The organism is Nesterenkonia sp. AN1, assembly GCF_000582475.1.
Classification (GTDB): domain Bacteria; phylum Actinomycetota; class Actinomycetes; order Actinomycetales; family Micrococcaceae; genus Nesterenkonia; species Nesterenkonia aurantiaca.
Window position 1 is genome coordinate 25,078 of sequence record NZ_JEMO01000014.1, and the last position, 24,451, is coordinate 49,528.

Annotated in this window: 22 protein-coding genes, 1 tRNA gene and 1 pseudogene; 8 read left to right on the forward strand and 16 right to left on the reverse strand. The window is 66.6% G+C overall.

Annotated elements, in window-relative coordinates; genetic code table 11:
- Positions 1-308: 308 nt before the first annotated feature.
- The 5 genes from BG28_RS07315 to BG28_RS07335 all read left to right on the forward strand — a co-directional run bounded on the left by BG28_RS07315 (position 309) and on the right by BG28_RS07335 (position 3,978).
- Positions 309-977 carry a cyclodeaminase/cyclohydrolase family protein gene (locus BG28_RS07315; RefSeq protein ID WP_036475423.1) on the forward strand — a complete coding sequence of 223 codons (669 nt, stop codon included), beginning with the start codon at positions 309-311 and terminating at the stop codon, positions 975-977.
- Between the two features lie 9 nt (positions 978-986).
- Positions 987-1,406, forward strand: coding sequence for a DUF3054 domain-containing protein (locus BG28_RS07320; RefSeq protein WP_036475424.1), 420 nt, complete (start codon positions 987-989; stop codon positions 1,404-1,406).
- 129 nt (positions 1,407-1,535) lie between these two features.
- Complete coding sequence (locus tag BG28_RS07325) at positions 1,536-2,723, forward strand: Zn-dependent alcohol dehydrogenase (RefSeq protein WP_036475425.1); 1,188 nt, start codon at positions 1,536-1,538, stop codon at positions 2,721-2,723.
- A 61-nt stretch (positions 2,724-2,784) separates the two neighbouring features.
- Positions 2,785-3,675 (forward strand): SDR family oxidoreductase, encoded by an 891-nt coding sequence (locus BG28_RS07330; protein WP_036475426.1) that lies wholly within the window; start codon positions 2,785-2,787, stop codon positions 3,673-3,675.
- A 45-nt stretch (positions 3,676-3,720) separates the two neighbouring features.
- Positions 3,721-3,978: a Rho termination factor N-terminal domain-containing protein gene (locus BG28_RS07335; protein ID WP_036475427.1), complete on the forward strand. Its 258-nt coding sequence runs from the start codon at positions 3,721-3,723 to the stop codon at positions 3,976-3,978.
- Positions 3,979-4,128: 150 nt separating this feature from the next.
- Here the strand turns inward: BG28_RS07335 and BG28_RS07340 are convergent, their stop codons facing one another.
- From BG28_RS07340 to BG28_RS15385, 15 genes and pseudogenes are all read right to left on the reverse strand, one after another.
- Complete coding sequence (locus BG28_RS07340) at positions 4,129-5,808, reverse strand: catalase (protein WP_036475428.1); 1,680 nt, start codon at positions 5,806-5,808, stop codon at positions 4,129-4,131.
- A 154-nt stretch (positions 5,809-5,962) separates the two neighbouring features.
- Positions 5,963-7,561 (reverse strand): NAD-dependent epimerase/dehydratase family protein, encoded by a 1,599-nt coding sequence (locus tag BG28_RS07345; RefSeq protein ID WP_036475429.1) that lies wholly within the window; start codon positions 7,559-7,561, stop codon positions 5,963-5,965.
- Between the two features lie 62 nt (positions 7,562-7,623).
- Positions 7,624-8,613, reverse strand: a complete 990-nt coding sequence (locus tag BG28_RS07350; protein ID WP_036475552.1) for an aldo/keto reductase — start codon at positions 8,611-8,613, stop codon at positions 7,624-7,626.
- 198 nt (positions 8,614-8,811) lie between these two features.
- Positions 8,812-8,887: transfer RNA gene (locus BG28_RS07355), tRNA-Ala, on the reverse strand.
- A gap of 138 nt (positions 8,888-9,025) precedes the next feature.
- A complete protein-coding gene (gene rsfS / locus BG28_RS07360) occupies positions 9,026-9,397 on the reverse strand; it encodes a ribosome silencing factor (protein WP_036475430.1) in 372 nt (123 codons plus the stop codon).
- Positions 9,398-9,408: 11 nt separating this feature from the next.
- Positions 9,409-10,818 (reverse strand): hypothetical protein, encoded by a 1,410-nt coding sequence (locus BG28_RS07365; RefSeq protein ID WP_036475431.1) that lies wholly within the window; start codon positions 10,816-10,818, stop codon positions 9,409-9,411.
- Between the two features lie 127 nt (positions 10,819-10,945).
- On the reverse strand, positions 10,946-11,542 hold the full coding sequence (gene nadD / locus BG28_RS07370; protein ID WP_369797212.1) for a nicotinate-nucleotide adenylyltransferase: 597 nt from the start codon (positions 11,540-11,542) through the stop codon (positions 10,946-10,948).
- A gap of 60 nt (positions 11,543-11,602) precedes the next feature.
- On the reverse strand, positions 11,603-11,782 hold the full coding sequence (locus BG28_RS07375) for a hypothetical protein (RefSeq protein ID WP_036475432.1): 180 nt from the start codon (positions 11,780-11,782) through the stop codon (positions 11,603-11,605).
- A gap of 55 nt (positions 11,783-11,837) precedes the next feature.
- A complete protein-coding gene (locus tag BG28_RS07380) occupies positions 11,838-13,265 on the reverse strand; it encodes a glutamate-5-semialdehyde dehydrogenase (protein ID WP_036475433.1) in 1,428 nt (475 codons plus the stop codon).
- A gap of 2 nt (positions 13,266-13,267) precedes the next feature.
- On the reverse strand, positions 13,268-14,422 hold the full coding sequence (gene proB / locus BG28_RS07385; protein WP_036475434.1) for a glutamate 5-kinase: 1,155 nt from the start codon (positions 14,420-14,422) through the stop codon (positions 13,268-13,270).
- Between the two features lie 89 nt (positions 14,423-14,511).
- Positions 14,512-16,089, reverse strand: a pseudogene (gene obgE / locus BG28_RS07390) (GTPase ObgE); the annotation flags it as partial.
- A 107-nt stretch (positions 16,090-16,196) separates the two neighbouring features.
- A complete protein-coding gene (rpmA, locus tag BG28_RS07395) occupies positions 16,197-16,451 on the reverse strand; it encodes a 50S ribosomal protein L27 (RefSeq protein WP_036475435.1) in 255 nt (84 codons plus the stop codon).
- Positions 16,452-16,502: 51 nt separating this feature from the next.
- Entirely contained in the window at positions 16,503-16,811 is a 309-nt protein-coding gene (gene rplU, locus BG28_RS07400; protein ID WP_036475557.1) for a 50S ribosomal protein L21, read from the reverse strand.
- 208 nt (positions 16,812-17,019) lie between these two features.
- Positions 17,020-19,509, reverse strand: a complete 2,490-nt coding sequence (locus BG28_RS07405) for an Rne/Rng family ribonuclease (protein ID WP_051501152.1) — start codon at positions 19,507-19,509, stop codon at positions 17,020-17,022.
- On the reverse strand, positions 19,506-20,138 hold the full coding sequence (locus BG28_RS15385) for a hypothetical protein (RefSeq protein WP_152539243.1): 633 nt from the start codon (positions 20,136-20,138) through the stop codon (positions 19,506-19,508). Before BG28_RS15385 ends, BG28_RS07405 begins: the two co-directional genes overlap by 4 nt.
- A gap of 378 nt (positions 20,139-20,516) precedes the next feature.
- Between BG28_RS15385 and BG28_RS07410 the strand changes: the two genes are divergently transcribed.
- The 3 genes from BG28_RS07410 to BG28_RS07420 all read left to right on the forward strand — a co-directional run bounded on the left by BG28_RS07410 (position 20,517) and on the right by BG28_RS07420 (position 22,989).
- Positions 20,517-21,128, forward strand: coding sequence for a vitamin K epoxide reductase family protein (locus tag BG28_RS07410; RefSeq protein ID WP_036475436.1), 612 nt, complete (start codon positions 20,517-20,519; stop codon positions 21,126-21,128).
- Between the two features lie 86 nt (positions 21,129-21,214).
- Positions 21,215-22,324, forward strand: a complete 1,110-nt coding sequence (locus BG28_RS07415) for an S-(hydroxymethyl)mycothiol dehydrogenase (RefSeq protein WP_036475437.1) — start codon at positions 21,215-21,217, stop codon at positions 22,322-22,324.
- A gap of 8 nt (positions 22,325-22,332) precedes the next feature.
- Positions 22,333-22,989, forward strand: a complete 657-nt coding sequence (locus BG28_RS07420) for an MBL fold metallo-hydrolase (protein ID WP_036475438.1) — start codon at positions 22,333-22,335, stop codon at positions 22,987-22,989.
- Between the two features lie 68 nt (positions 22,990-23,057).
- Here the strand turns inward: BG28_RS07420 and BG28_RS07425 are convergent, their stop codons facing one another.
- Complete coding sequence (locus BG28_RS07425) at positions 23,058-23,852, reverse strand: lipoate--protein ligase family protein (RefSeq protein WP_036475439.1); 795 nt, start codon at positions 23,850-23,852, stop codon at positions 23,058-23,060.
- Positions 23,853-24,451 lie beyond the last annotated feature (599 nt).

Genomic DNA, 24,451 nt, shown 5'->3' on the forward strand with positions numbered 1-24,451 from the left:
AGTTGCTTGAGGTTCAGCGCCGGAGCATCTCTGTTGCTCAACGGGAAGAACAGGACGGCGACGCCGGATGCGATGGCACAAGGCACGGGGTCTCACAGCGTAGGCACCACTCTCGGTAAAGCGCCGATAATCTACATTATGTCAGGTTGAAGCGAGAGCCGTCTCTTGCGCGTCCCGAGAGTCACCTTAGCCCCGGGTCGGTGGAACGACATCGCCATACCGTCAACCCCGCGATCCGACGGCTCGTTCCAAGCTCCTCCGCCGCTGCCGACGTTTCGTTCCCCGCAGTTCTGGGACAGACTTGGCCCATGTCTGATGTCGAGGAGATCACCACGCAGCGCTCAACCGTCGATGAGTGGACCGAGGGCCTGGCCCAGTCCACCGGTTCCCCGGGCGGTGGCGCCGGGGCCGGAGTGATGCTTGGCATCGCCGCATCGCTGACCTCTATGGTCGCCGGATACACCGAGGCTGATCCCGAGCGGCGAGACCGCCTGAGCGCCATCCTGACTCGAGCAGAGACGCTGCGGCAGTCGGCCCTGCACCTTGCCGACGACGACGCGACCGCCTCTCGCGCGTTCGGGGCAGCCTTCAAGCTGGACCAGGGCCCGGAACGCGACGAGGCGATCCGCGAGGCCGCCATCGGCGCGGCGCAGACCTCGGCCGAGCTCGGCGACCACGCCGTCGCGGCCATCGAGGACCTCTCCTGGCTAACAGACCACGGCAAGCGAGCCGTGATCGCCGACGTCGTCGTCGCCTTCGGCGCCCTGCGAGCTGCGGTCGCAGGCGCACGGACCAATGCGAGCTTTGACCTTGCCACACTGAAGTCCTCGGGTTCCACGCTGGAAGAGATCCACGCCCAACACCCCAGGCTCTGGAACAGCGTCGAGACGCTGACCACCGCTATCGAGCGCATCGATGCCTGCACGGCCTCGATCGATCATCGGGCGGCCCCGACCCACGCCGATGGATCGACCTAGACTCGGCACATGCACTCCTCCCCCGCCCCGCAGCCAGCCCCGACCCGTCAGGCCGTACTCCCCTGGCTGCTGCTGGTGCTCGACGGCCTCCTCGTGGTGGGTTTCGCCGCGCTGGGCAATCGCTCCCATGAGAGCGGCCTCGCCCTTCTCGACGTGATGGGCACCGCAGCTCCGTTCCTGCTCGGACTCCTGGTCAGCTCGTTGGCCGTGCGCTTCTGGCGCGGCCCCTCGCGACTCTGGCCGGACGCCGTCGTGGTGATCCTCGGCACCGTGGCACTGGGCATGACGGTGCGCGTGCTCAGCGGTGGTGGAGGCACGGAATGGTCCTTCATCCTGGTGGCACTGGGAGTGTTAGGGGTGCTCCTCGCGGGCCGTCGGTTGGTCACCGGGCGGCTGCTCACGCCTCGCCGCGAGAACCTTGCCGGTTAATCTCATGCTGGCGTTCAGCCAGCGTCAAGGTGAAACTCGATAGCGTAGGCGTGTAAGGGTGAGAAAGGCAGTGACGTCTGACGTTCGGCCCTCGACTCGCCCACCGACAGACTTCTGAGGAGACACCGCGTGAAAGCAGTGACATGGCAGGGCCATCACAAGGTCAGTGTGGAGACCGTTCCGGATCCACAGATCCAGCGGGCGAACGACGCGATCATCGAAGTCACCTCCACCGCAATCTGCGGTTCCGACCTCCACCTCTATGAGGTGCTCGGCCCGTTCATGACACCCGGGGACATCCTCGGCCACGAACCTATGGGCCGTGTGGTCGAGGCGGGTCCCGACTCGAACCTTGCCACCGGTGACCGAGTGGTCATCCCGTTCCAGATCTCCTGCGGCAGCTGCTTCATGTGCCAGCGCGGCCTGCAGACCCAGTGTGAGGTCACGCAGGTCCGCGAGCAGGGCATGGGTGCAGCCCTCTACGGCTTCTCCGCGATGTACGGAGCCGTCCCTGGCGGCCAGGCCGAGTACCTGAGGGTGCCGCATGCGGACTACAGCCCGATCAAGGTCGGCAACGAACTGCCGGATCACCGCTACCTCTTCCTCTCCGACGTCATCCCCACCGCCTGGCAGGGTGTGGCCTACACCGGGCTCAAGAGCGGTGACAGCATCGCGATCATCGGACTCGGTCCGATCGGTCAGTTCGCCGCACGGATCGCGAAGCATCACGGCATGAAGGTCTACGCCATCGATCCCGTAGCCGAGCGCCGCGCGATGGCCGCGCGCCACGGCGTCATGGTCTTCGACACCGGCGAGGAGTCGCTGAACCAGATCCGCGAGGCCACCGGTGGCCGCGGCCCCGACGGCGTCGTGGACGCCGTGGGCATGGAGGCCCACGGCTCCCCCGTCGCCAAGGCTGCCCAGATCTCCGCCCAGTTCCTGCCCGACGCGGCGGGCAAGGCGATGATGCAGACCGTCGGCGTGGACCGCCTCGCGGCACTGTACTCGGCGATCGATCTGGTCCGCCGCGGCGGCTCGATCTCACTGAGCGGCGTCTACGGCGGTGCCGCCAGCCCACTTCCGCTGATCACCATGTTCGACAAGCAGATCAGCTTCAAGATGGGCCAGGCCAACGTGAAGAACTGGGTCGACAAGATCCTGCCGCTTCTCGAGGACCCCGCAGATCCCCTGGGTGTGGACGACTTCATCACCCACACCCTGCCGCTGACCGACGCCCCTGGTGCCTACGAGACGTTCCAGAAGAAGGAAGACGGCTGCATCAAGGTCGTCCTGGACCCCTCGAAGTCGGCGGTCTGATCGGTAACTTCAGCCTGGGCCGACCCCCGGTCGGACCCGACACACTCGAAGGGATTCAGCCATGACGACAGATTCATATACCCAGCAGGACCCCCGGACCAAGTATCGCCACAGCGACCTTCCCGAGCAGGAACAGTCGGATCAGCCAGGACTCACCGGAAAAACCGGCCCAGACCCAGATCACGGTGAACAGAGCTGGGTCGGCCACGGTCGGCTCAAGGGCCGCAAAACGCTGATCACGGGCGGGGATTCCGGCATCGGTCGAGCAACCGCGATCGCTTTCGCGCGTGAGGGATCGGACATCGCGATCGCTTACCTCCCGGAGGAGGAGGAAGACGCGCAGGTGACTGCGCAGCACGTCCGCGATGCAGGCCAGAAGTGCGCCACCTACCCGGTGGACATCACCGAGGAGGAGAGCGCCGTCGGGATCGTACGACGCACCGTGGAGGACCTCGGCGGCATCGATGTGCTGATCCTCAACGCTGCGTATCAGCGGGCGCGCGACGGCATCGATGCGGTGCCGACCGCTGAGGTGCGCAAGGTCTTTGAGACCAACCTGATTGCGCACATCGTGGTCACCCGTGAAGCAGTGCCTCATATGAATCCCGGTGCCTCGATCATTGTCACGACATCGATCCAGGCGGTCGAGCCCAAGGCCCCGTTGTTCGACTATGCGATGTCCAAGGCCGCGCAGGTCGCGTTCATCGAGTCGATGGCCGCGGAGCTCGCCGAGAAGGGCATCCGGGTCAACGGTGTGGCGCCAGGGCCAATCTGGACTCCGCTGATCCCGGCCACCGGGTTCGACGGTGTGGCTCAGTTCGGTCAGGACACTCCCCTGGGCCGACCAGGACAGCCCGCGGAGCTCGCAGGGGCGTACGTCTACCTCGCAAGCGAAGAGGCCTCCTACGTCTCCGGCTCGGTCATTCCGGTCACCGGCGGCAAAGGCTTCTGAACCGCGGCTCCGCAGAGCAGCACGAGACTGGGAAGGATCGGCGAGATGGCACGTTCAAGCGTGAAGGACGAGGAGCTCTACGAACGCCTCCGCGAGGAGGGCAACTCCAAGGAGAAATCGGCCCGGATCGCCAACGCCGCTGCGAAAGAGGGCCGCAGCAGCGAAGGCGAGAAGGGCGGCGAGGCGTCGAACTACGAGGACCGGACCGTGGCGCAGCTGCAGGACCGGGCCAAGAAGCTCGGTCTCAGCGGGTACTCGCAGATGAACAAGGATGAGCTGATCGACGCACTGCGCAACCACTGAGCCGCCTTCTGGGACAGACGATCCCCTGCTGAGCGGGGGCTTCGCCGCACGGCGATTCAGCATAGAAGTTGGACACACAGCAATGGCCGGGAACCCCGCAGGGTTCCCGGCCATTGTCATATCAGCCGAAGGTGGCGAGTCCGGAACTCATCACTTGCTGTAGCTGAGGCTCCCCAGGTTGCCGGAGAGCACGTCTTCGCCGGAGACCTGGCGGTTCTCCACCGAAGCGGTCCAGGTCCCCCACTGCTCGGGATCGATGGAGTCGCCGTTGTTGCCGAGGTTGGCGAGGCGCTGCTCCTCCTCCTCGGTGAAGTTCTGCACCGCCAGCGGCTTCAGGTGCTTGACGTCATCCACGGTGAGACCGATGTTCTTCGCGATCCGCTGACCATAGTCGTCGTGGATCATGAAGAAGTGCCAGACGATGCGCTCCTGCACGTCGCGCTCCGACTGCTCCAGCATGCCGGTGAGCACGTTGATCAGCTCATCGCGCTCCCAGTCCATCATGGTGTTGTAGCGGCCCCGTGCCTGCAGGTAATCGTTGCGGCGATCCAGGTTCGCCTGCACCAGCTTTCCACCCACGGCCGGAGCGTTGTTCGGCTGCGGCTCCGGGGACTCGTGCAGTCCGTTGTGGATGGAGGGCTCGTAGTTCACGTGCGGGTTCTGCTCAGGGTGCACGTCGTTGCCGAAGGACATCAGTCCGCCGCGCTGGTTCGTGTAGACCTGGCCGTCGCGGCCCTTGGGCTGGTTGACCGGCAGCTGCAGGTAGTTCGGACCCACGCGGTAGCGCTGAGCGTCCGAGTAGGAGAACGTGCGCCCCACCAGCATCTTGTCGTCCGAGAAGTCCAGACCGTCGACCAGGACACCGGTGCCCATGGCGATCTGCTCGTTCTCGTTGTGGTGATCCCCCACGTTGCGATTCAGCGTCATGACACCGATCTTGCGCAGCGGGAACTGATCCTCGGGCCAGATCTTGGTGTCATCCAGCGGATCCCAGCCGAGCTCAGGGTGCTCGTGGTCTTCCATGATCTGGACATGGACGTCCCACTGCGGGAAATCGCCGCGTTCGATCGACTCGAAGAGGTCCTTCGAGGCGTGGCCGAGGTCCTGGCCCTGCACCTTGGCGGACTCAGCCTCAGTCATCGAGGCGACGCCGGCGCGCGGGTGGAAGTGGTACTTCACCAGCACGGTCTCGCCTTCGGCGTTGACCATCTTGTAGGTGTTGACGCCGAAGCCCTCCATGTGGCGGTAGGTCGCCGGGATGCCGCGCGGGCTGAAGAGGTGGGTCAGCATGTGCATCGACTCGGGAGTCTGGCCCATGAAGTCCAGGATGCGGTTGGGCTCCTGGCGGAAGGTGATCGGGTCCGGCTTCAACGAGTGGATCACGTCGGGGAACTTGATCGCATCGCGGATGAAGAACACCGGAAGGTTGTTGCCGACCAGGTCCCAGTTGCCGTCTTCGGTGTAGAACTTCACGGCGAAGCCGCGGGGGTCCCGGGCGGCCTCGGAGGAGTCACGGCCACCGATGACGGTGGAGAAGCGGATCGCCAGGTCGGTCTTCTTGCCGGCTTCCTGGAAGAGCTTTGCGCGGGTGTACTTCGATGCCGGCTCGTCACCGATCATCCCGGTGGCCTCGAACTCGCCGTAGGCGACGAAGCCGCGGGCGTGGACCACACGCTCCGGGATCCGCTCCCGGTCAAAGTGGCTGATCTTCTCGAGGAACTGGTAGTTCTCCAGCGTGGCGGGCCCGCGGTTGCCCACGGTGCGCTGGTTCTGGTTGTTGGTGACAGGGTGACCCTGTCGAGTGGTCAGGATCGGATCGGTCTGTGCCAATTCGCTCTCCTTCTCGCTGAGGCGAGATCCCTTGCGCCTGACGCAGGCAGAAGGGGATCTCACCGGCCCGACACGTGGCGGGCAGACTTATCTTGTGGACTCTTCGACCTTAGCAAGATCGAGATGTTATTACGAGTAATTCAGAACTACATGCTCAGCGTGTCTTTTCGAAGGTGCTGCGGTCTCGACGGAACGCGCGGTGCCGGGCGTATTCGTGGACGGTCTCCAGCTGCTCGCGCTGGGCCTCTGCATCGTCGATCAGCCCCTGGAAGACCTTCGGGTCTACTCCGAGGGCTGCGGCGTGGTCCTTCATCACGGACCATCCATGAAGCTTGCCCGTGACAGCAGTGATCATGACCTCCGCCTCGAGCACCAGCGTCGAGGGTGATCGACCGCCAGGGGGCCTGCCATTGGGCTTGAGCCGTCCCACCCGCTCCCCCAGCCAGGCGATGGTCGTGGATCCGGGTGGAGTCGAGAAACCCTGGCGCTGGATCAGTTTCACCAGGAAGCCGTGTTCACGCGTGATGGCTTCGGCCACCTCGGAGATCTGAGGAAACACGGGGGTGTCCACATAGTCCGCCGCCATGCGCTTGATCCGATTCGTTCCCGCTGTGGCACCGGCGAGATGGTCTGACATGTATTGGCGCAGCAGCAGGGCGTCCACCTCGCCACCGAGTTCGTGGTCGGTCGAGGGAAGCTCCGGCCGTTCCGCGGCGTCGATGTCCCGGGGGCGCAGAGGAACCGAGGGGGCGCCGACCCCGGCGGCCATGCCCTGAACCAGCTCCTCGAGGGCCTGGGCCCCGGAATGCTGCGGCGCCCAGCCGAGCTCCCGCTTCGCTCGTGAGTTGTCCATGACCGGCACATGACGGCCCATATCTAGCCAGCCTTCATCTGCTGGGAGGATCCGGGCCCGATGAGCGGCCTTCATCAGTGGTCGCAGCGCGGCGGCTGGCAATCGCAGGGGAATCCCCTGGGTCTTCTCCCCGGAGACGACCTTCGCGATGGCATCACCGTCGAGGAGGTCATCCGCGCAGACATTGAACGCACCCTGAGCCCCGAGGATAGCGGCCTGTGCGTAAGCGGCAGCCAGATCGTCTGCATGCACGGCCTGGGTGCGGATCCCACCAGGGACCGGTACCACCGGCGGGCGGAAGAGCTGCAGCAGCTGCACCGGTGCCAGATCTCCGGCGAAGTAGCGCTGGATCTCGGAGCCTGCCTCTCGCTGGAAGACCAGTCCCGGGCGCAGCCGTGCCAGAGAGAATCCAGGGTGCGCCTCGAGGAACTCATCCATGACGCGCTCCTGGGCCACCTTGTCCTGGCTGTAGTGCGACCCGGGAATGCCCTCGGTGGGCCACTGCTCGTCGCGCGGGGTCGCGTCCTCGGCCGGTGAGTACACCCCGACCGAGGACGCGACGACGGCCTGGCGCACCCCGGCGAGTGCCGCGGCCTCCAACACGTGCCGAGTCCCGTCCACGTTGACCCGGCGCAGCAGGCTCCGCTCGCTGTTGGGCTGGATCAGCCAGGCCAGGTGGATCACGGCATCACAGCCGGACAGCGCCTCGGCGAGCTCCGGCACGACTTCGCTGTACTGGATGTCTGCGCGGTGCCACTGGGCATCCGCGTAGGGAGCGGCGTCGGTGTCGGGGAGTCGTCGCGCGATCCCGAGCACGCTCTGCACCTCGGTACGGCCGCTCAAGTGCCGCAAGACCGCCGTTCCCACGTTTCCTGTCGCTCCGATGACGGCAATGCGCATAGGTCCTCCTGCTCAAAGGTGTCTGTTCGGTGTTCTCTGCTCGGTGGCGCCTCCGGGAGGGCCTACCAGCGGTCCTGAACCGAGGGGGCGATCCTATCGGCATAGAGCTTCCGCACGGCGGCCCGGAAGTCATCGGAGAGCTGGGGTGCGGCGCCGGCCTCAGCGTTCTGCTGGGCCTGCTCGGCATTGCGCGCCCCGGGGATGACGGTGCTCACGCCGGAGGACTGGATGATCCAGGCCAGGGCCGCCGTCGTGGGCTTGAGTCCCTCCTGTTCCGCGAGTTCGGAGAACTGCGCCGCCGCATCGACTCCAGTCGCGAAGTCCACTCCGGAGAAGGTCTCCCCGATGTCGAAGGCCTCACCAGAGCGGTTATAGCTGCGGTGATCCGAGGCTTCAAAGGTGGTGTCCTTGGTGTACCGGCCGCTGAGCAGTCCGCTGGCGAGCGGGACGCGCGCGATGATGCCCACTCCGGCTTCACGTGCCGCCGGAAGCACCTTCTCCAAGGGCTTCTGCCGGAAGGCGTTGAGGATGATCTGCACCGAGGCCACATTCGGCCGGGCGATGGCGCTCAAAGCCTGGTCCACGGTCTCCACACTGATGCCGTAGTGGGCGATGGCGCCGGACTCCACCAGGGCATCCAGGCGATCGAAGACGGCGTCTGAATCGAAGACGTCATCGTTGGGGCAGTGCAGCTGCACCAGGTCGAGGGTGTCTCTACCGAGATTCTTCCGAGAACGGTCCACCCAGGCCTGGAAGTTCTCGGCCGTGGCGTGCTCCAGGCTGGGCTCTTCTGCGCGGCGGATCATCTTGGTGGCGACCAGGCCCGTCCATTCGGGGTTCTTCGCCAGCCACTTGCCGATCAGCTGCTCGCTGAGTCCGTCACCGTAGACGTCGGCAGTGTCAAAGATGGTGACCTCGTGCTCGGCTGCGGCATCCATGACGGCATAGGCGTCTGCCTCCTCGACACGACCGAAGTCCCCGCCGAACTGCCAGGTGCCGAGACCGATGGTGGATACTTCGCGGCCGGTGCGGCCAAGGACACGGTGCTGCATGAAGGGACCTCCGAGGTTTGGTGTGACGTCTGCCTCCACCCTACTCCTGACCCAGGACACGTCTCGGGTGCCTGACTCGGAGCGCCGTAGAGGTCCAGCTGCAGGTCAGGGTGCAGGCTGACGGAAAGATCCATGAGGACGAATCTGGGCATACGAAAAAGGTCCGGAGTCCTATTGGACTCCGGACCTGCTTCGCTCTGGTGGAGGTAAGGGGATTCGAACCCCTGACCTTCCGCATGCCATGCGGACGCGCTACCAGCTGCGCCATACCCCCAGATCATCACCCCGGATCAGCGTCTGCGCCGCGGCAACTCCCCTACTCTACTGTGAACCCGAATCGCTGCGCAAATCGGATCCCATTCCCAGGAGAATCGCTCGGATCAGTCGCTGACCTGGGGCTATACAACCCTCTTTACTGCGCGTCGGGGAGCTGCAGATCGACCTTGTCGACATCGGCGTAGAGCCGGTCGAGGCCATAGACGGCGCGCTCCTCTTCGTGCTGGACATGGACCACCATATGTCCATAGTCCAGCAGCACCCAGGTGCCGGTGCCGCGACCTTCTCGGCGCAGCGGCGAGGAGTCGTGGACCTCCTTGAGCGCTCGCTCGACCTCATCGACGATGGCGCCGATCTGCCGTTCGGAGGGTGCCGAGCAGACCAGGAAGGCGTCAGTGATGCCGAGCCGTTCCCCCACGTCGAGCCCGACGATGTTCGTCGCAAGTTTGTCCGCTGCCGCAGAGGCAGCGGTGCGGAGTTCAGAGAGCACAAGTTCGGTGATAGCCATGACGTCCAAGCTTAGAGGATGAATGAGAGTACAACACCGAGCGCGACGATCAGCAGCACGGCGAGAATGATCACGAGCCAGCCCATCATGGACTGACGCGCTCCCTGACGCGTGCTGTGTTCGACCATCGCGTCGATTTCCAGACCGTGGGCTCCTCGAGCGTGGATCGGTTCGATGGCTCCGGTCGGGTGGTCGGTGGGTTCTGCGGGTTCATCGGATTCCACGTGCGCCCGCAGGGTCTTGCGCGTGATCACCTCGGACTCGGGCCGCAGTCGACGTCGAGGATCTTTCGCGTCACGCTCGGCTTCGACCTGTTCCTTGCGCAGCCGCTCCTGGTTGGCCTGCATCGCCCGAGCCGCCAGTGCCTGCTGCTTCTTCAGCAGCTCTGGATCTACGCGGTTCGGGTCGTCCGTGGCGGCCAGCGCCGCAGTGAGCCCCTGCAGGTCTGCGAGCTTGTCCTCGGAGAGTGCGGCGATGTTCTCGGTCACCTGCAGGCTTCGGCGAGACTTCCGGGAGGCGGGCACCGGGGCCTCCTCCTGGTCATCGAGCTCGGTGCCTGGGAGATCCTGCGGCCGTATGGACGGCAGTTCAGAGGCGGGCTCGGTCTCGGGGGCGTTCGCCAGGTCCGGCCGGGGGTCTTCACCGTCCTCGGACGGCTCCGAAACCTCGGAGTCGTCCTCAGGCTCCTTCTCCGACACCTCGTCGACCGCCTCACCGGCAGTCTCCTCTGGCGCCTCAGGCGCGGCTTCGGCTTCGGCTTCGGACCAGTCTGTCTCCGCCCGATCCTCCGGCGTGTCGGACTCTTCGGTGCCGAAGAAATCGGCTTCTGCCTGAGAATCCGCAAGTTCTGCTTCCGCGGCCGCTACGGGTGCCGAAGCAGGTGTGGCGTCCGGAGCGGAGGCGGCTGGCAGGGAGAACTCCCAGGACCCGACAGGCGCTGAGCTGGAGCTGAGTCCGCCGGTGGACTCGGAACCGGTCGTGAACGCAGGAGCAGCACCGGCACCCTGGTCCGTTCCAGTGTCCTGGTCCGTTCCAGTGTCTTGGTCCGCTCCCGTGTCCTGGTCGGCCTCGGGCGTGAGATCAGTGGCGGAGTCGACATCGACGTCGGCGCCCGTGTCGACGACAGTGCCACGCTGGCGTTCGGTGCTGGAATCGACGGCGGTGCTGGGCTGGTCCTCGGTGCGGGACTCGGCGTCCTCGCGCGGGGTTTCCTCACGGGACGCACCATCAAGCGCAGAGACGGGCGCAGGGGCGGCGGTGGTGTCGATGGCCGGCTTCGGCGGGCGACGTCGTCCCGGGCGCTTCTTGGCAAGCTCGGCCTCGCGCTGGCGGCGCAGCTCCTTGCGTGAGACCGGTAGGTACCGTGCGCGCAGATCATCCTTGCCTGAGGCGTCGTTCGGCTCGGTGTTCTCTGCGGTCATCCTGCGGCCTCCTGAGGTCCCTGGTCGGACAATGCTGTCCGAGCCGGAACATTGCCCTGGTTCAAAGTGGTCTCGACGGTGAAGAACCGGTGTCCATCGTATGCCGAGGCGTGAGGGTGCGAGACACTCAACGCGCGGGGTCTGCTGGATCTCGTTGGTACAGCCGGTGTTTGGCGATGTATTGCACGACCCCGTCGGGCACCAGGTACCAGACGGGCTTCTCGGCGCGGACCCGCTGGCGGCAGTCCGTGGAGGAGATCGCCATCGCGGGGATCTCCATCAGAGAGATCTCTTTGGTCCGACCGAAGTCCTCGGAGATGTACCCGGGACGCGTCACCGACACGAAGTGCGCGAGCTCCCAGAGCTCATCGACGTTCTTCCAAGACATGATCTGGGCCATCGCGTCGGCCCCGGTGATGAAGAACAGTTCGGCATCTGGGTACATCTCGCGGAAGTCCCGCAGGGTGTCGATCGTGTAGGTCGCTCCCCCGCGGTCGATGTCCACCCGAGAGACGGTGAAGCGGGGGTTCGCCGCTGTGGCGACTACCGTCAGCAGGTAGCGGTGCTCGGCCGGCGCGACCTCGCGCCCGACCTTCTGCCAGGGCTCCCCCGTAGGCACGAAGATGACCTCATCGAGCCCGAACTCGGTGGCCACTTCACTCGCCGCGACCAGGTGCCCGTGGTGGATGGGGTCGAAGGTGCCACCCATGATTCCCAGCCGCAGTCGACCTGGAGCTCGCTCTGAGGTCGCCGCGACGCGCGGGTGACGCTGCGCCAAGCGAGGTCAGTGGTCGCCGTGCGGCGCGGCGGGCAGCTGGCGACCCTTCCCGGCGAAGCTCACGGTGATCAGCAGCAGGAACATCAGCAGGATGAACATGATGATGCCGTACCAGTGCGCCTCGATGGGCAGCGCGGCAGTCTCCTCGGCGCCCAGGACTGTGGCGATGACGTGCAGGTTGAACATGCTTCTCCCTCGTATGGGATGAACGTGGATTGATCGGTCCCCAGTGTACGCCGAATCAGGCGCGGACCTGGCCCTCGCCCCGGACGATCCACTTCGTGGTGGTCAGCTCGGCCATGCCCATGGGCCCGCGGGCATGCATCTTCTGCGTCGAGATCCCGACCTCGGCGCCGAGGCCGAACTGGCCGCCGTCGGTGAACCGGGTCGAGGCGTTGACGATCACGGCGGCGGCATCGACCTCGGCGACGAACCGGTCGGCGTTCGAGACCGAATCGGTCACGATCGCCTCGGTGTGGCCGGTGGAGAAGCGGGTGATGTGCGTGATGGCCTCATCCAGGGAGTCCACCACGGCGACCGCCAGCTCCAGATCGTGGTATTCGGTGGCGAAGTCCTCCTCGGTGACCTCGGTGACGGTGCCGAACTTCACCGGGTCCTCGGTGAGGCTCTCCGGCTGGGTCGCGGGCAGCCATTCGCGGGCCCGGGAGTCCACGTGCAGGTTCACGCCGCTGCGCAGCAGCCCGCGCAGGACCTCCTGGCCGGCATCGGCGGCATCGGCGTGGAGCAGCAGGGTTTCTGCGGCGTTGCAGACGCTGGGCCGGGAGGTCTTGGCGTTGACCACGATGTTGCGCGCGGTCTCGGGATCGGCCTGGGCGTCGATGTAGATGTGCACGTTGCCCTCGCCGGTCTCGATCACCGGGACGCGGGAGTTCTGCACCACATGCTGGATCAGCTCCCGGCCGCCGCGTGGGATCAGCACATCCACGGACCCGCGCTGAGTCATCAGCGCGGTCGCGCCCTCGCGGCCGAAGCTGTCGATGGACTGCACCGCGTCGACCGGCACCGCGGTGGTGCGCAGCGCATCCCGAATGATGGCCAACAGCATCTCGTTGGTCTTCTGTGCGGCTGACCCGCCGCGCAGGATCACCGCGTTGCCGGACTTCAGTCCGAGTGCTGCGATATCGATGGTGACGTTGGGACGGGCCTCGTAGATCACGCCCATCACCCCGAGTGGGACGCTGACCTGGGTCAGGCGCAGGCCGTTGGGCAGCGTTCGGCCCTGCAGCACCCGGCCGACGGGATCGCTGAGACCCATGATCTCCTCCACAGAGGCGGCGAGGGCCTCGATGCGCTCGTGGCTGAGCGCCAGGCGGTCCAAGAGTGAACGGCTGAGCCCGGCCTCACGACCCCGATCCAGGTCCTCCTGGTTCGCTTCGGTGAGCGAGGCGAAGGACTCGCGCAGCCCGGAGGCCACGGCCGCCAGGGTCCTGTCCTTGTGTTCGCGGTCCAGGCCGCGCAGTCCGCGAGAGGCGTCGCGAGCCCGCTCTGCGACCGCACGGATGCCCTCGGCGATCTCCCCCGAGACGTCCTGGGAGTTCTCGCTCGAGACGTCCGGGGCGTCCTCCCCCGAGGCGTCCTCGACGGTCTCTGCCGCGGTGTTCTGCGTGGAACTGGTCTCGGTCTTCTGAGTCTTCTGCTCTTCAGCCATGCTCACAGCCTAGTCTCGATCCGCACGATGTCATCTGCGTGAATCACGGCGCGCTCATATTCCGGCCCCAGGTCGGTGCCCAGCTCGGCGGTGGAGCGGCCCAGCATCTGCGGGAGCTCGGTGGAGGAATACCCCACCAGTCCTCGGGCTCGCACGGTGCCGGCGCGGTCGAGGATCTCCACCGGGTCAGAGGCTTCGAAGTCTCCGGTCAGCGAGAGGATCCCGGCGGGCAGCAACGAGCGACGACCCTCGACCACCGCGGCGACCGCCCCGTCGTCGATGCTCAGCCGGCCTTTCGGGTGCGCCAGGTGCGCGATCCAGGCCGAGCGGGCGCCGCGGCGTCGTCCCCTGGCCTCGAAGAAGGTGCCCACGTCTTCGCCGTGGAAGAGTCGGCGGGCGTTCGGCGCGGAGGTCAGCAGCGCCGGGATGCCGCTGGAGGCCACGATCTGCGCGGCTTCGACCTTGGTCACCATGCCGCCGGTGCCCACACCGGCCTTCCCGCGACGACCCAGGGTCACCCCGATGAGGTCCTCCGGGCCGGAGACCTGCGAGACCGGAGTACCGCCCTGCTCGGGCGGACCGTCATAGAGCGCATCCACATCGGAGAGCAGGATCAGCGCGTCGGCGCGCAGCAGGTTCGCGGTCAGCGCGGCGAGCCGGTCGTTGTCGCCGAAACGGATCTCGTGGGTGGCCACCGCGTCGTTCTCATTGACCACCGGCACCGCCCCGAGGCTGAGCAGCTTCTCCAGGGTGCGCAGCGCGTTGGTGTACTGGGTGCGCCGCATCAGGTCCTCCACGGTGAGCAGCACCTGCGAAACCGTGGTCTGGTACTGGGCGAACGCCCGGGTGTAGTGCGCCAGCAGCAACCCCTGGCCGACGGCGGCTGCCGCCTGCTGGGTCGCGAGGTCCGCGGGTCGGGTGCCCAGACCCAGCGGCGCCAGACCGGCGGCGATCGCGCCGGAGGAGACCAGCACGACCTCGGTGCCGCGCTCACGCAGCACCTGCAGATCCGCCACCAGTAGATTCAGCGCGTCCACGGAGATGCCCCCGTCAAGGGTGGTCAGCGAGGAGGAGCCGATCTTGACCACCACGCGTCGGGCATCGACCAGATCGGTGCGGGAGGTGACCATCGACTCGGTCAGCCGGGGCGTGCTCATGACCGGTCGGTCTCCGCCTCGTCCGTGCCGAAGCCCTCGTCCTGCAGATCATCAGGGTTGCCGTGCGGGTAGAAGATCTCCACGCCGTCCTCGTCGGTCACGCTGGTGGGCGCGCCGTCGTCCTTGCGCTTGGTGGGTGCACCGTTCTGGGAGCGGTACTCCACGTCCATCTCGGCCCGGGTGGCGACCTTCGCGGCGCGGCGGTCTGCCTGTTCCTGCTTCTTCTCCGCACGGGTGGGCCGGGAGTGGTCGTCCAGGCGCAGGTCGGTGCCGCGAGGACCGCCGAGGTGCTCGGCGCCGGCAGCCATGGTGGGCTCCCAGTCGAAGACCACGCCGTCCTCTTCGGAGCCGATGACCACGGCCTCGCCGGGCTTGGCGCCCTGCTTGAACAGCTCGTCCTCGATGCCCACGGCCACCAGGCGGTCGGCGAGGTAACCCACGGCTTCGTCGTTGCCGAAGTCGGTCTGCAGGATCCAGCGCTCTGGCTTGTCACCGCGCACCCGCCACAGCGGCTCGCCGCCCTTGGACTCTGCCGTGACGGTGAACTGCTTGCGATTGACCGAGCGGGGCCGCACGGTGACCGGCACCGGTGCGGGCTCGATCTCGCGCTGGGCTCGTGCCTCGAGGACCAGCTCGGCCATGGCGAAGCCGAGGTCGCGCAGACCGTCGCGGTTCAGCGCGGAGACGTCGAAGACCCGGTAGCCGCGGTCGGTGAGATCGGCACGCACCATCTCGGCCATCGCGGCACCGTCGGGCAGATCGGTCTTGTTCAGCGCGATCAGGCGGGGCCGCTCATTGAGCGGAACGGCGTTGGAGGAGTTGTCCTCGGTGCCGCCGGCGCCCTCGACCTTGTCCGGGGCGTAGGCCGCGAGCTCTGCCTCGATGGCGTCGAGGTCGCCCAGCGGGTCACGGTCGCTCTCCAGCGAGGCGCAGTCGAGCACGTGGACCAGCGCGGCGCAGCGCTCCACGTGGCGCAGGAACTCATGTCCCAGGCCCTTGCCCTCGGCGGCGCCGGGGATCAGCCCGGGCACGTCGGCCACCGTGAAGCGGGTCTCCCCGGCCTGGACGACGCCCAGGTTGGGCACCAGGGTGGTGAAGGGGTAGTCAGCGATCTTGGGCCGCGCGGCGCTCATCGCGGCGATCAGGCTGGACTTGCCGGCGGAGGGGAAGCCGACCAGGGCGATGTCCGCGACGGACTTCAGCTCCAGGACGATGTCGTTAGCCTCGCCGGGGGTGCCCAGCAGCGCGAAGCCGGGGGCCTTGCGCTTCTTCGAGGAGAGTGAGGCGTTGCCGAGGCCGCCCTGGCCGCCTTCGGAGATGGTGTATCGGGCACCGGGCTCGACCAGGTCAGCCAGGACCCGGCCGTCGCGGTCCTTGACCACGGTGCCCTCGGGCACGGGGAGCTCCAGCACGGGACCACGGGTGCCATGGCGGAGATCGCCCTGGCCGACTCCGCCGTTCTCGCCGTGGCGGTGGGGCCGGTGGTGGTACTCCAGCAGGGTCGTGGTCTGCGGGTCGACCACGAGGACCACCGAGCCGCCGTCCCCGCCGTTGCCGCCGTCGGGCCCGCCGAGGGGTTTGAACTTCTCGCGGTGCACGGAGACGCAGCCGTGGCCACCGTTACCGCCCGTGGTGTGGAGGACCACTCGGTCGACGAAATGTGCCATGGCTGGAGACTCCTTGAAGAAAATTCTGACTTAAGACAAGTCGAGGGTGGGCCCATCAAGTGGGCCCACCCTCGACTTTACGTACGAAACGTCTGTGCAGGCCTGAATCAGGCTGCTGGGACGATGTTGACGACCTTCCGACCGCGACGGCTGCCGAACTCGACGGCGCCTTCTGCCAGTGCGAAGAGGGTGTCATCGCCACCGCGTCCGACGTTGACGCCGGGGTGGAACTTGGTGCCGCGCTGGCGGATCAGGATCTCACCAGCGGAGACGTTCTGGCCGCCGAAGCGCTTCACGCCCAGGTACTGGGCGTTGGAATCGCGGCCGTTGCGAGTCGAGCTCGCACCTTTTTTATGTGCCATGGGTCTGCCTACCTCTCAGGGAGAACGGGGGATCTGCGAACCTGGATCGCCTCAGGCGATCGAGGTCACCTTGATGCGGGTGAGCTCAGAACGGTGACCCTGGCGCTTGCGGTAGCCGGTCTTGTTCTTGAACTTCTCAATGACGATCTTCTTACCGCGCAGGTTCTCCAGGACCTCGGCCTCAACCGTGATCTTGGCGAGCTCATCTGCTGCGGTAGTGACCTTGTCCCCGTCCACCAGCATCACTGCCGGCAGCTTAATGGTGCTGCCTGCCGCGCCCGGAACTCGGTCAACGGTCACGAGGTCTCCAACGGAAACCTTTTCCTGGCGGCCGCCAGCGCGGACAATCGCGTACACCACTTGGGACTCACTTCTCTCGATGATCATTTCGGACTAAACCAATCGCGCATATCCATGGGGGTCCTCCTGGAACGGAGACTCTCCACAGATCTGCGCGGAAGACATATCGGTGCTTATCACACCAAGGGTCAACCTTACGCGAGGACCTCAGGGACAGCAAGTTGGCCGCGGCCGATCCCCCGCTGAGGGATCGGGCACGGCCCTCCGGCTACTCGGGGCGGGCGATCTCCTCGGCCTTAACCCCTACCCCGAACATCACCGGCTCGCTCGCGGGCTTCTTCTTCGGGGTCTCGGCAGAACTCTGCTCCGACGGCGTCGAGGAGAACGTCTTGCCTTCGGGCTTCTGCGCGGTGGGGATCTGCTGGACCTCACCGGAGACGCCCTGCAGAGACCCTGCGGCACGACGACGGCGACGCACCGGTGCCGGGCTGCGCGGTTCACGCGAGTCCAGCGCCTGCCCCAGGGTGTCCAACGAGGCCTGCTTGTCCTGGCCGGAGCCGCCTGCGGAGGAGGGCGCCTGCCGCTCGCGCTTCTCGGCGCGTGGAAGCGGGACCTCTTCGCCGCCGATCTTGAGCACCTTCTCACTGGAGGCGCCGGTCGGCTCCGCTGCCTGGCGCTCAGACTTCGCTGCCTCAGACTTCCCGGCCCCGGACTTGGCTGCCCCGCCCTGCTCGGCGCTGGCCTGCTTAGTGCTGCTCTGTTCGTTGTCGTCCTGAGCAGCGCCGGACTGAGCGGCGCCGGCCTGGGCATTGCCGCCCTGAGAGGTGCTGCCGGCAGGCTGGCTGGCGCTGCGGCGGCCTCGGCGGCGTGCCGGGCGAGACCCCGAGGCGGAACCTGAGGCAGAACCGGACTGCTGGTTCTCAGCCCGAGGGCCGCCGTCGCTGCGATCGCCGGACTTCTCGGGGCTGCCCGCGGAGCCCTGCGCGGAGACGGTGTCAGTCTCCTTATGGCGATCCTCGCCGGCGGGGCGCTGCTCCTGATCGGCGTGCTTCGAGGCGGCGGCGACCTGGGCCAGTGCCTGGCGTGCCTTCTCCTGGCGCTCCTTCTCCTCGGCGCTCACCTCGGGCGCGGACTGGGCCGAGTCATTCTCGTCCTCGGAGCGGCGGCCCTTGGACTTGCGCCGCTTCTTGGGCGCCCGGGCCTTCTGCGGGTCCCCATGGGAGGTGAAGGAGCCGCCATGCTCGATCGGCTCGGCGTGGGTGATCACGCCGCGGCCCGCGCAGTGCTCGCAGTCTTCGGAGAAGACCTCCAGGAGGCCGGTGCCCATACGCTTGCGGGTCATCTGGATCAGGCCCAACGAGGTCACCTCGGCGACCTGGTGCTTGGTGCGGTCGCGTCCGAGGCACTCGACGAGCCGGCGCAGCACCAGGTCCCGGTTGACCTCCAGGACCATGTCGATGAAATCGACCACGATGATCCCGCCGATGTCGCGCAGGCGCAGCTGCCGGACGAGCTCCTCGGCGGCCTCGAGGTTGTTCTTGGTGACGGTCTCCTCGAGGTTGCCGCCGGATCCGATGAACTTGCCGGTGTTGACGTCGACCACGGTCATGGCTTCGGTGCGGTCAAAGACCAGCGAGCCGCCGGAGGGCAGGTTGACCTTGCGGTCCAGCGCCTTGTTCAGCTGCTCGTCGATCCGGTGGTGCGAGAAGATGTCGTTGGCCTGCTGCTCCTCTGGGATCCACTGCTGGAGCCGGTCGAGCAGGTGTGGGGCCACATAGGTGACATAGGCCTCGATGTTGTCCCAGGTCTCTTCACCCTGGACCTCCATGGAGGAGAAGTCCTCGTTGAACACGTCGCGGACGACCTTGATGGTCAGGTCGGGCTCGGCGTAGAACAGCTCCGGGGCCAGCACCTTCTTGTCATCGGACTGGCGCTGGATCTGCTCCCAGAGCGAGCGCAGTCGGTTGATGTCGTTGGTCAGCTCCTCCTCGGAGGCGCCTTCCGCGGCGGTGCGCACGATCACGCCGGCGTTGTCGGGCATGTGGTCCTTCAGGACCTTCTTCAGCCGGGCGCGCTCGGTGTCTGGCAGCTTCCGGGAGATCCCGGTCATCGAGCCACCGGGCACGAACACCAGGTAGCGGCCGGGAAGTGAGATCTGGCTGGTCAGCCGGGCACCCTTGTGTCCGACCGGGTCCTTGGTGACCTGGACCAGCACGGAGTCGCCGGACTTCAGCGCGTTCTCGATCTTGCGCGGACCGCCGTTGAGGCGCGAGGCGGCCCAGTCGACCTCACCGGCGTAGAGCACGGCGTTTCGGCCGCGGCCGATGTCCACGAAGGCGGCCTCCATGGAGGGCAGCACGTTCTGGACCTTGCCGAGGTAGACGTTGCCGATCAGCGAGTCCTGGGTGGTGTGCGAGACGTAGTGCTCCGCGAGCACGCCGTCCTCGAGCACGCCGATCTGGATCCGCTCCCCGCGCTGTCGCACGATCATCTTGCGGTCCACGGATTCACGGCGGGCCAGGAACTCGGCCTCGGTGATCACCTGACGACGCCGTCCGGTGTCACGGGAGGACCGGCGGCGCTGCCGCTTCGCCTCGAGCCGGGTGGAGCCCTTGAGCCCGGTGACCTTGTCCGAGACCGGGGCCTCGGCGGCCTCACGCGGAGCCCGGACCCGGGTCACGGTGTGGGCATCATCCTCATTGGACTCAACCTCGAGGTCGGCGCTGCCCCGACGACGACGACGGCGCTTGCGGATCACCGGTGAGTCATCCTCGGCGGAGTCGGTCTCCCGGTCCCCGCGGTTCTGCGAGCCTGACCCGTTGCCGGAGTCACCGTTCTTCGCATCTGGGTTCTTCGCGTCTGAGTTCTTCGTGTCGTTGGACTGCGAGCCGTTCCCGCGGTCCGCGGAGTCCCCGGCTGAGGACTGCGCCTCCGATGACTCGGAGTCGCTGGACCCCCGGGAGTCCTCGGAGCCGCGGTTCTGTTCCGGCCGCCGCGGCGGCGCTTCCGGCGTGAGCGGCGGCCCGAGCCGTCCTCGTCCTGATCATCCTCGGACTGGGCATCCCAGTCCTGGGAGTCGTCGTCCTCGAAATCCCTGGTCTGGGAATCGCGGCTCGACGCTGAGGAGCCGCGGGAGTCGGAGTCCGCATCGTCGGCGCTGCGGGTCTTCGAGGGGGTGCGGGCTTTGACCGTGGCCAGATCCGGCGCCTGGAACAAGACGTTCACGGCGTCGTCCTGGGCGGCGGCCCGGGGCTCTTCGGGCTCTGGTGCCTCGTCCGCGTCGCTGGAGGGCTGGGGGCTCTCGCTCGAGGACTGCGGTGCACTGAAGGGATTGAAGATGTCGTTGCTGCCCGCTGCGTCGTCCGCGGGGGTCTCGGGGTGGGACATTATGGAGTTGCTCCTGACCGCTCCCACGGTGCCACACTCACCGCGTCCGCGGCTCTGCTTGGGTGAATTCAGCCGGTCGCGTTGACCCTGTCTCTCACAGAGGGTGCGACCTGCTCATTCCACATATTGATGTTGTCTCAAACCTATGTTCTTAGCTCCACTGGCCTTCCGGGCGCTGCTCCCTTTCACGGAGCGCGCTCTGCGCGGCCTTCCAGTGGCTACTCATCAGTCCTCGGCCCCTGCTGTGACGTATCTCACAACGGCGTCTATGGGGCCCAGGTGATGGCATGGAAGCCTTCTCGGTCTGCGGGTGTGGTCCGCTCGCCGATGTTACTCAGTATCGCATACCCCTTCTGAGAACTTGCGTAGAATCCCCGCATGGCCCTTTACCCGACCGAGCAGCTGATTCGTCCCCACATCGCCGGAACCCGTTCGGTGGGGCTGTGGCTGCTGCTGACCTCCGTGGTCGGCGCAGTGGCCAGCGGGCTGTTGATGCATGAGCGCATCCAGCTCTGGCAGGACGCCGACTACACCACGGCCTGCGACATCAATCCCTGGGTCTCCTGCGGTCTAGTGATGGACTCCTGGCAGGCTTCCAGCTTCGGCTTCCCGAACATCTTCCTCGGCGTGATCGGTTTCCCGATGGCGATCCTGGTCGCGGTGACCATCCTGGGCCGGGTCCAGCTGCCCCGCTGGTACTGGATCGGACTGCAGGCTGGGGTGAGCTTCGCGATGCTCTTCTGCATCTGGCTCTGGTCCCAGGCGGTGTTCGTCATCGGCGCGCTGTGCCCGTACTGCATGGTGGTCTGGGCTGCGGTCATCCCGATGTTCGTGATCGTCACGACTCGCAATATCGCCACCGGGGTCCTGCCCGTCGGTCCGGGGCTGAAGAAGCTCTCTGCGGACTGGTGGTGGGTGGTCATCGTGCTGATCTACCTGGTGGTGGCGGGCAGCATCATCGTGCAGTTCCCTCAGGTCTTCACCGGCTGAGGTCAGGGTCTTCCTCCTGAGATATCGTGGAAACCGGCGTGCAAGACTCGCCGAACGTGTGACCTGCAGATATTTAGGAGCTGGCAATGTCCCAGACCGTTAGTGCCGTCGTCGTCAAAGAGAAGGACGGCCCCGCCGTCCTCGAGCAGATCATCGTGCCGGACCCGATCGCTGGTGAGGTCGTGGTCGACGTCTTGACCTGCGGCGTGTGCCAGACCGATCAGCATTACCAGCAGGGCGAGGTGGGCGACAACTTCCCCTACCTGCTGGGCCACGAGGCCACCGGCCGGGTCTCGAAGATCGGCGAGGGTGTGACCAACGTGAAGGTCGGTGACACCGTGATCCTGAACTGGCGCGCGGTCTGTGGTGAGTGCCGAGCCTGCCGCAAGGGTGAGCCGAAGTACTGCTTCGACACCCACAACGCGCAGCAGCAGATGACGCTGACCGACGGCACCCCGTTGGAAGCAGCCCTGGGCATCGGCGCTTTCGCCGAGAAGACCCTGGTCGCTGCCGGACAGTGCACCGTGATCCAAGACCTGCCGGCGGAGTCCAATGCCGCCGTCGGACTGCTGGGCTGCGGGATCATGGCCGGAATCGGTGCCGCGATCAACACCGGTGAGGTCCAGCGCGGCGAGTCCGTCGCCGTGATCGGCGCCGGCGGCGTCGGGACCGCCGCGGTGCTCGGCGCCAAGCTTGCCGGAGCCACCACCATCATCGCGGTGGACCTGGACGACCGGAAGCTCGCCAAGGCCGCGGAGCTCGGCGCCACCCACACCGTCAACTCGAAGGAGTCCGACGCCGTCGAGACCATCCGCGAGCTGACCGGGGGCTTCGGCGCCGATGTGGTCATCGACGCGGTGGGCCGGCCGGAGACCTATAAGCAGGCGTTCTACGCCCGCGACCTTGCCGGACGCGTGGTGCTGGTCGGCGTTCCAGATCCCTCGCTCATGCTGGAGCTGCCGCTGGCTGACTTCTTCGGCCGCGGCGGATCGCTGAAGTCCTCCTGGTACGGCGACTGCCTGCCGTCCCGGGACTTCCCGATGCTGGTGAGCCATTACCGCAACGGCAACCTCGACCTCGATGCGTTCGTCACCGAACGCGTCAGCCTGGACCAGGTCCAGGAGGCCTTCGACACGATGAATCGCGGCGAGGTGCTGCGCTCGGTCGTGGAGCTCCAGTCCGCAACCCAGAATTGAGGAACCCTATGAGCACCCGCTTTGAGAATCTCGTCACCTCCGGAACCTTCTCGCTCGACGGCGGCACCTGGGATGTCGAGAACAACGTCTGGATCATCGGTGATGAGAATGAAGTGATCATCATCGATCCCGCCCACGACGCCGATGCTGTGGCCGCGGCGGTGGGAGAACGCGCCGTGAGCGCGATCCTGCTGACCCACGGACATGACGATCACATCAGCCAGGCCCTGGAGGTGCAGAAGCGTCTCGGTGGCAGAATCCACCTCAACCCGGAGGACCAGATGCTCTGGGACGCCGTGCATGAGGGCACCGTGCCGGATGTGCACATCAGCGACGGCGACGTGTTCACCGTGGGAGACGCCACCCTGGTGGCACTCCATACCCCGGGCCACTCCCCCGGATCCACCTGCTTCTATTCCGAGTCCCTGACCGGGCCGGACGGAGCCACCCAGCCGGTGCTGTTCTCTGGAGACACCTTGTTCTCCGGCGGACCCGGCGCGACCGGTCGGTCGTACTCCAGCTTCGAGACCATCATCGAGTCGATCCGGACCCGACTGTTCCAGGAGCTCCCGGGGGCCACGGTGGTCAACACCGGACACGGTCCTTCGACCTCCATCGGGGCTGAGTCGCCGCATCTGCAGGAATGGATCGATCGCGGCGAGTGACCCGCTGCGGCAACTGAGCAGCCGCGGCGACTGATCTGCTGCGGTACCTGATCCGCTGCGGGCCCCGGTCAGCCGCGCGTGGTGACGCTGGGAGGGATCGGCGAGGGTTCGTCGATCTCTTCCAGCTCCCAGTGCCTCCGGTAGACCTGGAGCACCGCGGCTTCGATCTTCTCCACGGTGGTCTCGACACCGAGGTCGGTGATCGCACCGGCGGTGAGCGGGTCCCAGGGAATCCCGAGCGCCTCATAGGCCCGGGAGAGCACCCGGCGGATCGGCGCTCCGTCCTCGACGATGATCGAGGAGGAGAAGAGCCAACCCGAGCTGATGACCCGCTGGGCGGTCCCGATGAGCTTGATCCGTACATCCGGAAGCTCTCGTGAGACCCCGTGGACCGAATGGTCTCCCGGGCAGTACTCCCCCGGGATCGGACCGAGCCGTGCTGAGACCCCGGCAGCCTCCAGCGCGTCGCGCAGGAGTTCGCCGAACTCGGTGAAGCGGGCCTGGGAGTGACGGATCGGATCCGGGTCAGGCTCGATGTGATCGAGCACCAGGGAACCCTGATGATAGGCCGCTGCCCGGCCCCCGGCTCGACGAACCAGCGGCGTGAAGCCTTCCTCGCGACAGGCCTGGGCCGCCGCAGCGAATCCGGGCAGCCGCTCATCGCGCTGTCCGAAGGCCACTGTGGGGTCCGGACGGTACATCCGCAGCAGCGGGGCGACCCGGCCATCCGAGGCTCGCCGCGCATCACGGGGGCTGCCCGCGGCGCGAGTGCGCTGCAAGAGCGTCAGCGCCCGCTCGAGATCAGCCTCGGCGCCGAGGCTTCTGGGCTGCCGATAGACGTGGAGCGGCTCTGCCGTCGTCATTGAGTCTGTGCCATGGGGATGTGTCTGTCGCTTGTGGGTCGTGAGCTGGGACGACACCCGAGTTTACGTCATCGGGCCTTCTGCCTGGGCGCCCCGTGCCTGCTCTCAGCCGACGCCGACCTGCAGCTGAGTCATCCAGGCGAGACTCTCGGCATGGAGCCAGTACTCGATGATTCGATCTTCTTCGACCCAAAGAAGGTCCGTGCCGTGGAAGCGCCCAGCAGTGCCCACTGCGGCGGCGGCCCCGGCATTGTCCGGCCGCAGTGCCCGGTGGCCGCCCAGCGCAGCAGGACCAGGTCACCGTCGAGGAGGGGGCCCCATTCGATGCCGTCTCCTCCATCGAACATCGCCGCGTGCACGCGGTTGCGCTCGGAGACGATCTGCTCAGCGATGTCGTAGTCGCCGTTCCACGGTGCGACCCATCTCTCGACCAGGGCGCTCGACCAGGGCGCTCGATGTGTGGCGCTCGCGGTGGGGCGATGAGGGGTGGGGCTGCCCCATGGGGGTCTCCTGTCGCGGCGGAACAACGGCGCGCAGGCCGCACCAGATCGCTGGTCCGAGCCAGGACCGTCTGCCCCAAGGCTATGCAGAGTCCGACC